The sequence below is a fragment of the Cupriavidus sp. 10L45 genome (genome assembly GCF_056395225.1).
The window spans coordinates 36,313-51,642 of sequence record NZ_JBFTJC010000016.1; the positions used below are offsets into that span (position 1 = coordinate 36,313).

Annotated in this window: 13 protein-coding genes and 2 riboswitches; of the genes, 4 read left to right on the top strand and 9 right to left on the bottom strand. The window is 68.0% G+C overall.

Annotated features, from left to right (window positions below; translation table 11 throughout):
* Nucleotides 1-121 precede the first annotated feature (121 nt).
* The 4 genes from AC1DFU_RS24475 to AC1DFU_RS24490 all read left to right on the top strand — a co-directional run bounded on the left by AC1DFU_RS24475 (nt 122) and on the right by AC1DFU_RS24490 (nt 5,943).
* A complete protein-coding gene (locus tag AC1DFU_RS24475; protein WP_092300309.1) occupies nt 122-1,273 on the top strand; it encodes a branched-chain amino acid ABC transporter substrate-binding protein in 1,152 nt (383 codons plus the stop codon).
* 193 nt (nt 1,274-1,466) lie between these two features.
* Nucleotides 1,467-3,410 carry a hypothetical protein gene (locus tag AC1DFU_RS24480; RefSeq protein ID WP_441593516.1) on the top strand — a complete coding sequence of 648 codons (1,944 nt, stop codon included), beginning with the start codon at nt 1,467-1,469 and terminating at the stop codon, nt 3,408-3,410.
* Nucleotides 3,411-3,604: 194 nt separating this feature from the next.
* Nucleotides 3,605-4,828 carry a cation:proton antiporter gene (locus tag AC1DFU_RS24485; protein WP_177220002.1) on the top strand — a complete coding sequence of 408 codons (1,224 nt, stop codon included), beginning with the start codon at nt 3,605-3,607 and terminating at the stop codon, nt 4,826-4,828.
* Entirely contained in the window at nt 4,828-5,943 is a 1,116-nt protein-coding gene (locus tag AC1DFU_RS24490) for a YbdK family carboxylate-amine ligase (RefSeq protein WP_092300303.1), read from the top strand. The genes AC1DFU_RS24485 and AC1DFU_RS24490 overlap by 1 nt, the downstream gene beginning before the upstream one ends.
* Before the next feature lie 31 nt (nt 5,944-5,974).
* On the opposite strand, the gene AC1DFU_RS24495 is transcribed toward AC1DFU_RS24490, so the two are convergent.
* The 9 genes from AC1DFU_RS24495 to AC1DFU_RS24535 all read right to left on the bottom strand — a co-directional run bounded on the left by AC1DFU_RS24495 (nt 5,975) and on the right by AC1DFU_RS24535 (nt 15,280).
* Nucleotides 5,975-6,451 carry a glycine zipper family protein gene (locus tag AC1DFU_RS24495; protein ID WP_369823529.1) on the bottom strand — a complete coding sequence of 159 codons (477 nt, stop codon included), beginning with the start codon at nt 6,449-6,451 and terminating at the stop codon, nt 5,975-5,977.
* A gap of 112 nt (nt 6,452-6,563) precedes the next feature.
* Nucleotides 6,564-7,034, bottom strand: coding sequence for an OsmC family protein (locus AC1DFU_RS24500; protein WP_092300297.1), 471 nt, complete (start codon nt 7,032-7,034; stop codon nt 6,564-6,566).
* Nucleotides 7,035-7,067: 33 nt separating this feature from the next.
* Nucleotides 7,068-7,814: an MBL fold metallo-hydrolase gene (locus AC1DFU_RS24505; protein WP_092300294.1), complete on the bottom strand. Its 747-nt coding sequence runs from the start codon at nt 7,812-7,814 to the stop codon at nt 7,068-7,070.
* A 54-nt stretch (nt 7,815-7,868) separates the two neighbouring features.
* A complete protein-coding gene (locus tag AC1DFU_RS24510; RefSeq protein ID WP_441593517.1) occupies nt 7,869-9,245 on the bottom strand; it encodes an L-serine ammonia-lyase in 1,377 nt (458 codons plus the stop codon).
* Nucleotides 9,246-9,319: 74 nt separating this feature from the next.
* On the bottom strand, nt 9,320-9,865 hold the full coding sequence (locus AC1DFU_RS24515; RefSeq protein ID WP_092300288.1) for a DUF421 domain-containing protein: 546 nt from the start codon (nt 9,863-9,865) through the stop codon (nt 9,320-9,322).
* Between the two features lie 115 nt (nt 9,866-9,980).
* Nucleotides 9,981-12,902: an aminomethyl-transferring glycine dehydrogenase gene (gene gcvP, locus AC1DFU_RS24520; RefSeq protein WP_441593518.1), complete on the bottom strand. Its 2,922-nt coding sequence runs from the start codon at nt 12,900-12,902 to the stop codon at nt 9,981-9,983.
* Nucleotides 12,903-13,003: 101 nt separating this feature from the next.
* Entirely contained in the window at nt 13,004-13,384 is a 381-nt protein-coding gene (gene gcvH / locus AC1DFU_RS24525; RefSeq protein ID WP_092300282.1) for a glycine cleavage system protein GcvH, read from the bottom strand.
* Between the two features lie 103 nt (nt 13,385-13,487).
* Entirely contained in the window at nt 13,488-14,615 is a 1,128-nt protein-coding gene (gcvT, locus tag AC1DFU_RS24530; protein ID WP_092300279.1) for a glycine cleavage system aminomethyltransferase GcvT, read from the bottom strand.
* A 92-nt stretch (nt 14,616-14,707) separates the two neighbouring features.
* A riboswitch (glycine riboswitch) is annotated at nt 14,708-14,830 on the bottom strand.
* Nucleotides 14,831-14,851: 21 nt separating this feature from the next.
* Nucleotides 14,852-14,939: riboswitch (glycine riboswitch) on the bottom strand.
* A gap of 119 nt (nt 14,940-15,058) precedes the next feature.
* Nucleotides 15,059-15,280 carry a glycine zipper 2TM domain-containing protein gene (locus AC1DFU_RS24535; RefSeq protein ID WP_092300425.1) on the bottom strand — a complete coding sequence of 74 codons (222 nt, stop codon included), beginning with the start codon at nt 15,278-15,280 and terminating at the stop codon, nt 15,059-15,061.
* Nucleotides 15,281-15,330: the final 50 nt, after the last annotated feature.

Genomic DNA, 15,330 nt, shown 5'->3' on the forward strand with positions numbered 1-15,330 from the left:
CCCGCCGCGCAACCGAGGAACGGAGCGGTGCTGCCAACGCCGGTCCGTGATGCGCACCGGAGGCCGGCCGCGCAGCTACAACACGGCACCCTAAGCACCCAATGGGACCCAAGGAGAACTGATGAGCTCGACATTCCAAAAAACGGCCATGACCGTTGCCATGGCCGTTGCAGGCCTGACCGCCGCGCAGGCTGCCTTCGCACAGGCGCAGGAAATCAAGCTGGGCTTCGCCGCCCCGATGACCGGCGGCCAGGCGCAGTACGGCAAGGACATGCAGAACGGCGTGGTCCTCGCCATCGAGGACATGAACGCCACCAAGCCGAAGATCGGCGGCAAGGATGTCAAGTTCGTGCTGGTCTCCGAAGATGACCAGGCAGATCCCAAGACGGGTTCCGTGGTCGCCCAGAAGCTGGTGGACTCCGGCATCCAGGGCATGCTCGGCCACTTCAACTCGGGCACCAGCATCCCGGCGTCGATGGTCTACAACCGCGCCGGTATTCCCCAGATCGCCATGGCCACGGCTCCGGAGTACACGCGCCAGGGCTTCAAGACCACGTTCCGCATGATGACGTCCGACACACAGCAGGGTTCGGTGATCGGCGCCTTCGTGGTGAAGAAGCTGGGGGCCAAGAACATCGCCATCGTCGATGACCGCACCGCCTACGGCCAGGGTCTGGCTGACGAGTTCGAGAAGGCCGCCAAGGCCGCTGGCGGCAAGATCGTGCGCCGCGAGTTCACCAACGACAAGGCGGTGGACTTCAAGGCCGTGCTGACCAACCTGAAGCGCAGCAACCCGGACGTGATCTTCTACGGCGGCGCCGAGACCCAATCGGCCCCGATGGCCAAGCAGGTCAAGGAACTGGGCCTGAAGGCACCCCTGGTGTCGGGCGAAATGTCGAAGACCGACAACTTCCTGAAGCTGGCTGGCCCGGCTGCCGATGGCACGGTGGTGTCGCTGGCCGGCCTGCCGCTGGACCAGATGCCCGGCGGCTCCGCGTACGAGAAGAAGTACGAAAAGCGCTTCGGCAGCAAGGTGCAGACCTACTCGCCGTACGCCTATGACGGCGCCACCGCCATGATGACGGCGATGATCAAGGCCGGCTCGGCCGACCCGGCGCGTTACCTTCCAGTGCTGGCCGCCACCAACATGCAGGGCGTGACCACCAAGACGCTGGCCTATGACGCCCGCGGTGACCTGAAGGACGGCGGCATCACCGTCTACAAGGTCGCGGACGGCAAGTGGACCGTGCTGGAAACGGTCGGCGGCAAGTAAGCCCTGACTGCGCAAGACACAAGGCCGCCGGCTGGCTTTCCTCCGGCCGGCGCGTCTGCCGGACTGACGCCACCCCCCGGGGTGGCGTTTTTTATGCCAAAGCGGATGGGTTTCCCACGCTGTTCTTCCCATGGTCTTTCTCGGCGTTGGCGCATAATCGCGCTTTTGCATACTTTTTCCATAGGAGCCGTCCGTGCAGGAAGTCAGTTATGAGCACGCGATTGCGCTAGCCAACGCCGGGCGCCACGCCGAGGCGCTACAGATCGCCGACCAGCTTTGCGAGGCCCATCCCGAGGTGGTCGACTACGCCGCGCTGCAGGCGCAACTGCATGCGGACCAGGACGATGTGCCCGGCGCGCTGGCTGCGCTGGAAGCCGCCATGGCCCGTCTGCCCGAGCTGTCGCTGGCACCGGTGCACCGCTGGGCGTCGCGCGGCGCGCTCGCCCATCTCTACGGCACGCTGCTGATGCGCCAGGGACAGGACGCCGAGGCGCTGCCCTGGCTACACGAGGCCGCGCGCCGCAACGGGCTGGCCTCGGGCGAGTGGGCCGCGCATTTCTACGCCGGCTTTGTCGCCTTCCGGCTCAACGATTTCGCCCGCGCGGGCCGCTACTGGCACGATCTGCTGTATCGCGCGCCGGACCTGGGCGCCGCCGACATCCTGCCGCTAGTGCAGGACTACGTGGACCGCGCCGACGCCGCCAGCCAGCTTGGCGAGCCGCTGATGCGCATCTGCCTGGCCCGCATCGCGCTCGATTCCCCCGAATTGCTCGACCTGACGCCGGAAGCCGGCGACGCCATGGCGGGCATGGAGGCCGAGCGCGTGCTGGCCGAGCACCCCGATCACCCCGAGGCGCGCCGCCTGCGCGCCCCGCTGCGGCTGGGCAGCGACCGCGCCGGTGCGCTGGACGACCTGGCCACCTACCTGCGCCAGCGGCCCGACCCGCAGGCACAGGTACGCGACCTGACCTGGCGCCATCAATCTGCCGACGCAGCGCCGGGTACGCCCCCGGCGTGGCAGGGTTTCGCGATGACCGCCGATGCCGACGACGGCGCCGCCTACTTCCACGCCGCCACGGCGCTGGGGGCCTTCATCGACGAGGTGCCGCCGTCCGAGGCGACCCTGAAGCCGATGCTCGAGGCCACCTGCCGCAAGGGGCTGGAGCGCTTCGAAGCCTACTTTTCCACAGGCGAGGGCGATGCCGACGGCCACGGCGGCAACGCCGACCCGCACCTGTACTCGCTGCTGTGCCGGCTGACGGCGCGCCTGCTGCCGGCCGATGCCGTCCATGTCGAGGAAAAGGTGGCGCTGCACCGCAAGGGCATGGCCGCGAGCGATTTCATCGACCATTGGATCGACCTGCTCGACGCTCACGCGTCGGCGGGCCAGCACAAGCAGGTGGTGGAGCTGGCCGGCGAGGTGCTGAACCGCTACCCGGTGGAGCGCAATCCGGCCGATGTCACGTGGGCGTTCAGCCGGCTCGTGGCCGCCTGGCGCGCGCTGGGCGGGCGCGATGCCACCGAGTCCGCCCGCGCTGCCATCACCCATATGGACGCCCGGCTGGACGCGCTGCCCGTGGAGGCCCGCACCGCCGGCGCCCACGCCATGGCGCACGCGCGCGCCCACTATGCGGCGTTGCTGCAGGCGGGCATGGCAGCGATGGACGAGCACGACAAGATCGACGCCCTGGGGGAGCTCGAAGCCCTGCAACGCCGCTCGCTGCTGGTGGAGGACGCGTGGCTGTTCAATCACTTCGGCCAGATCTGGCACGAACTGGCCGAGCCGGCCCGCGCGCTGCCGTTGTTCGAGCGGGCGGTGTCGCTGACCGAGGGCGATCCGGCCGACCAGGCCGCGCCCCGCGCCCAGCGAGCCCGGCTGCTGACGGAGATGGAGCAGTTTCCGGAAGCGCTGACCGACTTCCAGCTCGCCTTTGCCGCCCGTGCCGACTGGGACGCCGAAACTTGGCTGCACGCCGTGCTGGCGGCGCTGGGCATGGGCCAGCGCGAGACGGCGCTGGGCTGGTTCGAGCGCGCCCGCACGCTCGGCGCGGACAAGGGCCGCACCCGTCCGCTGTACGCCAAGGCCGAGGCCGGCCTGAAGGCCACCCGTCCGAAGTGGAAGGTGTGGGGCGTGTAACTTCGGAACGGCTCGCGGGGGCTCCGGGCGCTGAAACAGGTCCGGAAAACCGTCCCCGATTCTGATTCTTGAAAGACCTACAAAACGCCATCGACGACGATGGCGTTTTTTATTGGAATTTGCTGTAAGTTGCCGGCGTCTTCCACGTAGGGTCGGACAAAGCCCGACACTGCAACCCAAGTGCTTCCGTTACCATGTCGGCCATGAACGGATTGAGCCAACTTTTCCCGACCCTGCCGCTGGCACCGGGCGGCCTGTTCTGGGTGGGTCTCGCGCTGGTGGGCGCGGGCCTGGCCGGAGAGGTTTGCCGCCGCTGGCTGGGCCTGCCGCGCATCGTCGGCTACGCGGTGGTGGGGCTGTTCGCCGGCATGCTCGGCCGCAGCATCGTCGACGACAACATGATCCTGCAGACGCGGGTGCTGATCGACATGGCGCTGGCCCTGGCCCTGTTCGAACTCGGGCACCGGCTGTCGCTGTCGTGGCTGCGCGCCAACCGCTGGCTATTGTTTACCAGCGCGGCCGAGAGCCTGCTGACCTGGGGGCTGGTCTCCACGGTGCTCCAGTGGCTCGGGGCGTCGCCGGGCGTGGCGATCCTGGCCGGAGGCATCGCGGTCAGCACCTCGCCCACCATCGTGCTCCAGCTCAAGAACGAGTTGCGCGCCGAGGGGCAGGTCACGGAACGGCTGATGGCCATGGCGGCGCTGAACAGCATCTACGCGGCGGCCATCGTCCAGGTGGCCACGGGTTGGCTCCATTCCGAATACGGCAATATTGGTGCGGCGCTGCTGCATCCGCTCTACCTGCTGGTGGGCTCGTGCCTGCTGGCGTGGGTGGTCGGCAAGCTCGGGCACGCGCTGTACGCGCGCATGTCTGCGGACGATCACTACAGCTTCCTGGTGCTGGTGGGGCTGGTCCTGTTCACGCTGGCACTGACGCGCGTCCTAAAATTGTCCATGCCGCTGACGCTGATGCTGGCCGGCGTGGTCTTCAAGCACCAGGACCGCCAGCCGCACGTGTGGCCAGCGCACTTCGGCAGCGCCGGGAGCCTGCTGATCATCGTGATGGTAGTGTCGCTGGGCCTGCCGCTGACGGCGCACGACTGGGTAGTCGGCGGCACGCTGGCCGTGGCCCTGGTGGTGATGCGCCATGTGGCGAAGCTGGCCGGCGTGGTGTCGCTCGGTTCGTTCTCGGGGTTGAGCCTGCGCCAGTGCATGGCGCTGGGGCTGGCGCTGGCGCCGATGTCGGGGCTGGCCTACCTGCTGATGAACGACGTGGCGCGCCTGTACCCGAGCACCGGCGGACCGCTGGCATCGATCATCCTGTGTGCGCTGGCCATCGAACAGCTGCTGGGGCCGGTCATCGCGTCCTGGGCGCTGCGCTATGCTGGCGAGGCGCGTGACAATGGAGGAGGGCGCTGATGTCGCTCGAACCGTTCAAGCATTCCGAGGCGCTGACGTTCGGCGTGGAGCTGGAACTCCAGCTTGTGAACCGTCATGACTACGACCTCGCGCCCTTCGCGCCGGACCTGCTGCGTGCGGTCAAGGGCGCCCAGCACGCGGGCGACATCAAGCCCGAGATCAGTCCGTCGATGATCGAGATCAGCACCGGCATCTGCCGCGACTACGCGCAGGCGCTGGAGGAACTGACGGTCATGCGCGACCTGATGACGCGCGCCTCCCGCTCGCTGAACCTGGGCATCTGCGGCGGCGGCACCCATCCGTTCCAGCAGTGGTCGGACCGGACCATCTCCGATTCGCCGCGCTACCAGTACATTTCCGAGCTGTATGGCTATCTCGCCAAGCAGTTCACGGTGTTCGGCCAGCACGTCCACATCGGCTGCCCGAGCGCGGACGAGTCGCTGTTCCTGCTCCACGCCATCGGCCGCTACGTGCCGCACTTCATCGCGCTGGCGGCGTCGTCGCCGTACGTGCAGGGGGTGGATACCGGCTTTGCCTCGGCGCGCCTGAACTCGGTGGCGGCCTTCCCGATGAGCGGCCGCGCACCGCATGTGCTGACGTGGGACGCCTTCACCGCCTACTTCAACAAGATGCGCAACACGGGCGTGATCGAGAGCATGAAGGACTTCTATTGGGATATCCGTCCCAAGCCGGAGTTCGGCACGATCGAGGTGCGCGTGATGGACACCCCGCTGACCGTGGAGCGCGCCTGCGATATCGCGGCGTACATCCAGGCGCTGGCGCGCTACCTGCTGCTGTCACGGCCGTTCATGCCGCAGGAAGACGACTACCTGGTGTACACCTTCAACCGCTTCCAGGCGTGCCGCTTCGGGCTGGAGGGCGAGTACGTGCATCCGAACGAACTGACGCGGATGCCGATCTCGGATCATATTTTGTCGATTTGCGACGCGCTGGTGCCGCACGCGGAGGCGCTCGGCTCGCTCAAGGCGCTAGAAAATATCCGCGCGCTGGCTTCGAGCCGTGACAACGACGCGCACTGGGTGCGCACCGTCGATGCCGATGCGCACAGCCTGCGCGAGACGGTGCGGCGTACCTGCGAGCGGTGGGAGGCCTGACGCCGACGGCGGGCCGGGGTGACTGCACCGCTTATTGAACGGTATAGCCCTTGCCACCCATGCAAGCCTTCCACGCCTGGTAGTAGCTGCCCATCGCCTGTTGCTGGCTCGCGGCGTTCTGTTCGTTCGCCGCCTGCACGTTACGGCGTTCCTGCCGGTTCCGCGAGCCGCCCGCCATGGTCCCGACGGCGGCTCCGGCCGCCGCACCCTTGCCGGCATCGCCCGCAACTGCGCCAATCACGGCGCCGCCCGCTGCCCCGCGCGCCGCGCCTTGCACGCGCTGGCCGCCCTGGGCCTGCTGGGGCGGCGGGGCCTGGGCCACCACTGCGGGGTCTATGCCGGTTTGTTGTTTGGCCCAGCTGTAGCACTCCCCGTCATCCTTGGATTGCTGCTGCGCGGACTGGCCCTTGGCCGGATAAGCCACCGGTTTCGACTGTGCCTGCACGCCGGCTGCGGCCAACGCGATTGCCGCGCCGAGCACCATCCCCCATCGCTTGCTGTGATGCATGATGTACCTCCTCCGGCGGGGCCATGTGCCCGCGTGTGCGGTCTCAGTATTGCAGCGCAGGGGGCGAAGTCAAATGAATTCCTTCGTGCCGCGTATTAGGCGTTTGCAGGGGTCAGGTCGGATACACCGGCTCGCATCGGATCTCGGATTTCACCGAATTGGCGATGAAGCAGGCGTCGTGCGCGGCGTGGTGCAGCTGATCGATGTCGGCGCGGGTCGGCAGGCGCTCGCCCGAGAACGTAACGTCGGGACGCAGCGTCACCACGGTCACCGCCATGCGGCCTTCGGCGGTCTTGGCCAGCGTGCCCACGGACTTGTCCACATAGCGATCGACCACGAAGCGCTGCTTGGCGGCCAGCGCCAGGAACCACAGCATGTGGCAGGCCGAAATCGACGCGATCAGCATTTCCTCGGGATCCACCGCGCTGGCATCGGACATCGGCGGCGGCACCACGTGTGGCGACGCCGAGCCCGGCACTTCCGCGCCGCCGTCGAACCGCAGCACATGCTTGCGGCTGTAGCGGTTGCTCACGAAATCCTGATCGCCGCGCTCCCACGCGATCTCGGCACTGTGCTCGGCCATGCTGGTCACTCCGGGTAGTAGAAGAACGAAAAATCAGATGCCGTGCGGCACGCTTTCCCCATCTCGCCCGGTCACGAGCCCCAGGCGCTGGTTCGCCGGCACGGCGATATCGATCAGCTTGGGGCGGGGCAGGTTGAGGTTGCGCATCATGACGATGAACTCGTCGCGCGAGCGCCCCGCCACGCGGCTGTTGTGGGCGCGCTCATGGCCGATGGTCGACTGGGTGTGGCCCTTGTAGTCGTGGGCGGGGTAGACCAGCGTGTCGTCGGGCAGGCGGAAGAGCTTCTCGGTGAGGCTGTCGAACAGCGTGCCGGCGTCGCCGGACTGGAAATCGGTGCGGCCGCAGCCGTCGATCAGCAGCGCATCGCCGGTGAAGATGCGGCGCACCACGCCGTCCGGCGTGGCTTCCTCCCAGAGGTAGCTCATGCTGCCGGCGGTGTGGCCGGGGGTGTGGATCGCGCGAAGCACCTGCTTGCCGAAGCTGACGGTGTCACCGTCGATCAGTTGTTTCAGCGCAGGCTTGATGTCGCAGCCGGACGGCGCGGCGGTGTTGGCGCCAGTCTGCAGGGCGAGCTGCCCGGCGGAGGTGATGTGGTCGGCGTGCGCGTGGGTCTCGACAATCCAGACCAGCCGCGCGCCAGTCTCGCCCAGCAGCGCCAGGTCACGCGCGTACTGCCGGTCCACCGGATCGATCAGCAACGCCTCACGCGTCTCGGCGTCGATCAGCAGGTAGGTGAAGGTGGACGAAGTCTCGTCGAACAGCTGATGGAAGGTCTGCATGGCCGTTTTCTTCTTGGCAAACCGGGGGTGCCGCCATGATACGCCGGCGCCTGCTCAACATTCCACGATATTCACCGCCAACCCGCCGCGCGCCGTCTCCTTGTACTTGGTCTTCATGTCGGCGCCGGTTTCGCGCATGGTCTTGATGACCGAATCGAGCGAAACATAGTGGGTGCCATCGCCGCGCAGGGCCATGCGGGCGGCGTTCACCGCCTTGACGGATGCCATGGCGTTGCGTTCGATGCACGGGATCTGGACCAGGCCGCCGACCGGGTCGCAGGTCAGGCCGAGGTTGTGCTCCATGCCGATCTCGGCCGCGTTCTCGACCTGCTCCGGCGTGCCCCCGAGCACCGCCGCCAGCGCGCCGGCGGCCATCGAGCAGGCCACGCCGACTTCGCCCTGGCAGCCGACTTCGGCGCCCGAGATCGAGGCGTTGAGCTTGTAGAGCAGGCCGATGGCGCCCGCCGTGAGCAGGAAATCGACCACGCCCGCGCGGTTGGCGCCGGGGATGAAGCGGTCGTAGTAGTGCAGCACGGACGGGATGATGCCGGCCGCGCCGTTGGTCGGCGCCGTGACGACGCGCCCGCCGGCGGCGTTTTCCTCGTTGACGGCGATGGCGTAGAGGTTGACCCAGTCCATCACGGAGAGCGGATCGGACAGCGCCCGCTCCGCGTGCAGCGTCAGTCCCCGGTACAACTCGGGCGCGCGCCGCCGTACCTTGAACGGCCCCGGCAGCTCGCCATCGGTGCGGCAGCCGCGCGCCACGGATTGCTGCATCACGTCCCAGATATGAAGCAGGCCATCGGTCACTTCCTGCTCGGGCCGCCAGGTCAGTTCGTTCTCCATCATGAGCCGGGCGATGGACTTGCCGCTCGCGTGCGCCATCTCCAGCATCGCCCGGCCGCTCCGGAACGGGTGCGGCAACTGCCGCTCGGCCGCCAGGATCTGGGTGTTCGGCGCGCCGGCCGTGACCACGAAGCCGCCGCCCACGGACAGGTAGCGTGCCTCGCGCAGCGGCGTGCCCTCCGCGTCGAAGGCGTGGAATTTCATGCCGTTGGGATGCTCGGCCATGGCCTCGCGCCGGTAGAACACGATGTGCTCGCGCTCGACGAACGGCACCTCGTGCGTGCCGAGCAGGGCCAGTTTGCGCTGGGCGCGTAGCGTGGCCAGCCGGGACTCGATGGTTTCGGGGTCGACGGTGTCGGGCGCCTCGCCCATCAGCCCCAGCATCACGCCCTTGTCGGTGCCGTGGCCCTTGCCGGTGGCGCCGAGCGAGCCGTATAGCTCCACGCGCACGCTGCCCACCTGGGGCAGCAGGCCGTCCCGCTCGAGCCCGTGCGCAAACATCAGGGCCGCACGCATCGGCCCCACGGTATGCGAGCTGGACGGCCCGATACCTACCTTGAACAGATCGAAAACGCTGACAGCCACGGGGAACTCCGGTAGGGGGCGGCGCGCAGGGCGCAGGGGCGGGGAGGCCGTCGGGAAAGTGGTCGGGTGTCGGGTCAGAGCGACATATCGGCATCGGGCCGGCCGGGCTCGCGCCACATGGCGTCGATGGCGGGCCTTGCGTGCCCGTCCTCGGACTTTTCCTTCTGGATCACGCTAATCGTGCCGTCTGTCTCAAGAATAGCGAAATGCACGTCTTCCACACGCGCGCAACCGTTGCGGCGTAGCGCCTTCTGCAGCTCGCGCGGTGTGATGCGCTCCCGGCGCATCACATCCTGGAAGATCTCGCCCTGGTGAATGATGATCTCGGGCCGGCCTTCCACCAGCGCCTCCAGGCGGCGGCTGCGCCAGGTGCCGTAGCCCACCAGCACGTCGGCGCCGAACAGCGTGGCGGCCAGGATCAGCCCGGCGGTGACGGAGTTGTCGCCGCCGTTCATGGCGTTCTGCACCGCGTTCGAGATGATCAGTAGCAGCACCAGATCCAACGGCGACAACTGGCCGATCTGGCGCTTGCCCGACACGCGCATCAGGAACAGCAGCGCGGCGTAGACGATCAGCCCGCGCAGCACGAATTCCCACCAGGGGGCGCTCAGATTCCACATGGACTAGACCTCCGCTAGGGATGGTGTGCTGCACGCCGGCCCGGGGGGCCGGGGCGGGAGGCGCAAAGCGCGCCAGCGGCGTCCGGGCAGGCCGGACGCCGCCAGACACGGCGCCTTAGTCCTGCGCGTACTCGCTCATCGGTACGCAGGCGCAGAACAGGTTGCGGTCGCCGTACACGTTGTCCGCCCGGCCCACCGGCGGCCAGTACTTCTGCGTGCGCAGCGAGGCAATGGGGTAGGCCGCTTCCTCACGCGTGTACGCGTGGGTCCACTCATTGGCGGTGATCACGGCGGCGGTGTGCGGCGCGTGGCGCAGCGGGTTGTCGTCGCGGTCAAAGCTGCCGTCCTCCACGCGCGCGATCTCGCCACGGATGGCGATCATGGCGTCGATGAAGCGGTCCAGCTCGTGCAGCGCCTCGCTCTCGGTCGGCTCGATCATCAGTGTGCCCGGCACCGGGAAGCTCATGGTCGGGGCGTGGAAGCCGTAGTCCATCAGGCGCTTGGCCACGTCCTCGTTGCTGATGCCGGTGGCCTTCTGCAGCGGGCGCAGGTCCAGGATGCACTCGTGCGCCACCAGACCGTGCTGGCCGGCGTAGAGCACCGGGAAGTGCGGCGAGAGCCGGCGCGCCACATAGTTGGCGGCCAGGATGGCGTTCTCGGTGGCGGCGGTCAGGCCGGCCGAGCCCATCATCGCGACGTACATCCACGAAATCGGCAGGATGCTGGCCGAGCCGAACGGCGCGGCCGAGACGCCGCCGATGCCGTTGTCGTCGCGGCGATAGCCCACGCTGTCCTGGTTCGGCAGGAAGTCCGCCAGGTGTGCGCCCACGGCCACGGGGCCCACGCCGGGGCCGCCACCGCCGTGCGGAATGCAGAAGGTCTTGTGCAGGTTCAGGTGCGAGACATCGCCGCCGAACTGGCCCGGCGCGGCGGTGCCGACCATCGCGTTCATGTTGGCGCCATCCACGTACACCTGGCCGCCGTGCTGGTGCACGATCTCGCAGATCTGCTGCACGCCCTGCTCGAACACGCCGTGCGTGGACGGGTAGGTGATCATGATTGCGGCGAGGTTCTGGCTGTGCTGCTCGGCCTTCTTCGCCAGATCCTGCAGGTCGACGTTGCCGTCGGCGTCACACGCCACCACCACCACCTTCATGCCGGCCATCTGGGCCGACGCCGGGTTGGTGCCGTGCGCGGACGAGGGAATCAGGCAGATGTCGCGATGGGCTTCGCCGCGGCTGGCGTGGTACTTCTGGATGATCAGCAGGCCGGCGTACTCGCCCTGCGAGCCCGCGTTCGGCTGCAGGCTCACCGCGGCGTAGCCGGTGGCGGCGCAGAGCATGGCTTCGAGCTGGTCGATCATCTCGCGATAGCCCACGGTCTGGTCGAGCGGGGCGAACGGGTGGACCTTGCTGAACTCGGGCCACGTCACCGGAATCATCTCGCTGGTGGCGTTGAGCTTCATGGTGCAGGAGCCGAGCGGGATCATGGTGCGATCCAGCGCGAGGTCCTTGTCCGCCAGCGAGCGCAGGTAGCGCAGCATCTCGTGCTCGGCGTGGTGCGTGTTGAAGACCGGGTGCGTCAGGTAGGCGCTCTGGCGGGCCAGCGCGGCCGGGAAACCATCGCCGACGGCGGCCTCGGTCGCATCGAAGGCCGGCACCGGCTTGCCGTGCGCGAAGATCTCCCACAGCGCGACCACGTCCTCGCGCGAGGCGGTCTCGTCCAGCGAGATGCCCACGCGGGTGGCGCCGATATGGCGCAGGTTGATGCCGCGCGCGGTGGCGGCGGCGTGGATCGCCTCGGTGTTGAAGCCGGTGTCCAGCGTCAGGGTGTCGAAGAACGTGGCGTTGACCGGGGTCACGCCCATCGCCTTCAGGCCGGCAGCCAGCGTGGCGGTCAGGCGGTGCACGCGCTGGGCAATGCGCTGGAGGCCCTGCGGCCCGTGGTACACGGCGTACATCGACGCCATCACGGCCAGCAGCACCTGCGCGGTACAGATGTTCGACGTGGCCTTCTCGCGGCGGATGTGCTGCTCGCGCGTCTGCAGCGCCAACCGGTACGCCTTGTTGCCCTGCGCGTCGATGGTCACGCCCACCAGACGGCCCGGCATCGAGCGCTTGAATTCGTCCTTCACGGCCATGTAGCCGGCGTGCGGGCCGCCGAAGCCGAGCGGCACGCCAAAGCGCTGCGAGTTGCCCACGGCCACGTCGGCGCCCCATTCGCCCGGCGCGACGATCAGCGTCAGCGCCAGCAGGTCCGCCGCCGCCACCACCAGCCCGCCAGCGGCGTGCACGGCATCGGCGATGGCACGGTAGTCGGCCACATCGCCGTTCACGCCCGGGTATTGCAGCAGCACGCCGAAGGCATGGGCGCCGGCGGCCTCGGCGGCGGGGCCGACCTTGACCTCGATGCCCAGCGGCAGCGCGCGCGTGCGTACCACTTCCAGCGTCTGCGGCAGCACGTCGTCCGCCACGTAGAACGTGTTCGAGGCGTGCTTGTTCACGCGCTGGAGCAGCGTCATCGCCTCGGCGGCAGCGGTGCCTTCGTCCAGCATCGACGCATTGGCGATGTCCAGCCCGGTCAGGTCCGTGACCATCTGCTGGAAGTTCAGCATCGCCTCCAGGCGGCCCTGCGAGATCTCGGGCTGGTACGGCGTGTAGGCCGTGTACCAGGCCGGATTCTCGAAGATATTGCGAAGGATGACGCCCGGCGTGAGCGTGTTGTAGTAACCCTGCCCGATGAAGCTCTTGAGCACGCGGTTCTGGTTCGCCAGCCCGCGCAGCTTGGCCAGCGCGGCTTCCTCGGTCAGCGGCTCGGTGAATTCGCCGAGCGGCATGCCGTCGCGGCGGCGGATGGCGGCGGGCACCACGGCGTCGATCAGCGCGGCGCGCGTCTCGTAGCCGAGCACCTTGAGCATGTGTTGCTGTTCGGCGGCATCCGGGCCGATATGACGGGCGGCGAAGGCGTCGCGCGCCTCCAGTTCGGCCAGCGTGGGCCGGCTACCTTGGGCGGCGTTCATGGGAAGAGGGGCGTTCATGGCAAGTGTCTCGTGGGGCGGGGCGGCAGGTGGTCAGCCTGGCCGCCGCGCGGGCATCTCGGGCGCCGTCTCCTGGCTCGGGAGACGGCTGGTGCAGCGCGTCAGGCGCCGACGCTGGCCTTGTAGGCGTCGACGTTCATCAGGCCGTTCACATCGTCGCCATTGGCCGGCTTCAGCTTGAACAGCCACGCGTCGAAGGCGTTGGCGTTGACGGATTCCGGCGCGGCGCTGGCGGCCTCGTTCACGGCGATGACTTCGCCGGCCACCGGGGCGTAGATGTCGGAAGCGGCCTTCACGGACTCCACCACGGCCAGCGCGTCGCCGGCGCCGACCGACTTGCCCACTTCGGGCAGTTCCAGGAAGACGATGTCGCCCAGCGCGTCCTGCGCGTGGTCGGTAATGCCGATCGTCAGCGTGCCGTCGGCTTCAACGCGCACCCATTCGTGCGATTCGGTGTACTTCAGGTCAGCAGGGAAATTCATGACGGATTCTCCGGGAATGCAGTGTTTGTCTTGTTTCGGTTCGCCTGCCGGGGCCAGCCGGGCAGGCGTGATGGCGACCGTTGGTGTCAGCCGGGCGGATGCCTCAGCTCACGAGTGCCTTGCCATTGCGCACAAACGGCAGTTTAACCACAGTCGCGGTCAGTTTGCGGTCACGAATCTCGACCTGGACCTCGGTGCCGGGCACAACGCCCTGCGGCAGCCGGGCAAAGGCAATGGATTGGGAGAGGGACGGGCTGAAGGTGCCGCTCGTGATCTCGCCGTCGCCGGCGGGGGTGATCACCTTCTGGTGCGCACGCAGCACACCGCCCTTGTCGCGCAGGATCAGGCCGGCAAATGTCTTATGTTGTCCGGCTGCCAGCAGCGCCGACTTGCCGATGAAATCGCGCTCGCTCTGCAGGTCGACGGTCCAGGCCAGGCCGGCGTCGAGCGGCGAGGTGTGGATGTCCATGTCCTGGCCGTACAGGTTCATGCCGGCTTCCAGGCGCAGCGTGTCACGCGCGCCCAGTCCGGCCGGGCGCACGCCCACGGACTGCAGCTTTTCCCAGATGCCGGCCACGTTCTCGGCCTCCACCACCAGCTCGAAGCCGTCCTCGCCGGTGTAGCCGGTGCGGGCCACCATCAGCTCGCCGACCATCGGGTCCCGCACCACCACCGCGTTGAACGGCTTGAGTGCGTCGGCCGGCTGGGTCGACGGGAAGGCCTCATGCACCTTGGCGCGCGCGTTCGGGCCCTGCACGGCGATGATCGCCAGCTTGCCCACGCCGGCCGGCGCCACGTCGCCCCGGCGCGGGGTGATCGTCACGCCGCTGCCGGTGGCCGCGTTGCGGGCCGTGATCCATTCGATGTCGCCCAGCGCCGTGCTGGCGTTCACCACCAGGCGGAAGCGGTCTTCGGCGAAGAAATAGACGATCAGGTCGTCGATGACGCCGCCCTTTTCGTCGAGCATGCACGCGTAGAGGGCCTTGCCCGGGGTCTGGAGCTTGTCGACATTGTTGGCCAGCAGGCCGCGCAGGAAGGCGCGCGTGTTGGGGCCGGACAGGTCCACCACGCACATGTGCGAGACATCGAACATGCCGGCATCGCCGCGCACCGCGTTGTGTTCCTCGATCTGGGAGCCGTAGTTGACCGGCATGTCCCAGCCGCCGAAATCGACCATGCGGGCACCGAGCGAGCGGTGGATGGCGTTAAGGGGCGTGGCCTGGAGCGTCATGGGAAATCCTCTGGAGCGAATACGGCAGCGAAAACGAAAAAAGGGTCATCCGCCGTGGGGATCGATGGCAATGCCACCAATCCGCCGCGGCGGATGACCCCTCTGTCCTCGATACCTGAGAGATTACGATGCAGCTTGCCGCATCGCGCGCCCCTTCGGTGGACACGCTCGCCATGCGTTGGCACGGGCGGGTGTCGCTCTCCAGAGTGCGGCATGCATCGTGTGCATGTTGCATGCCGATCCGACCGGTCCGTGGTGCCTGAGAGTTTTCGGGTGATACCCCTTCGGCGGCGCAATGGCTGCGCGCTCTCCCGGTTGGATGCGCGTGAATGTACGGGACGGGTTGACCTTTGTCAACGCGGCGCCGACGCCACCTTGCTAGGCGCCGGGGAGGGGGCTGGCTGTAATTCCTGCCGCCTGAGGTAAGGACTACCCGCGCCGGATCAACGATCCTTCGTGACGACGTTACCCACCACGCCACCCACCGCCGCGCCACCCACCGTGCCGAGCGCGCTGCCGTTGGTCAGCGCAGCGCCGCCGAGCGCGCCAACGCCCGCGCCAATGGCGGTGTTGCGGGTCTTGGGGCTCATGTCCGCGCAGCCGCCAAAGGCCGCCAGCGTGACACCGATCAGCGTGATTTTCGCCAGGGTTCGCATTGTTTTCATGATCGCCTCCGAATGTGCCGAATTTGTCATCAGGACGGCGTCGCAGCCGG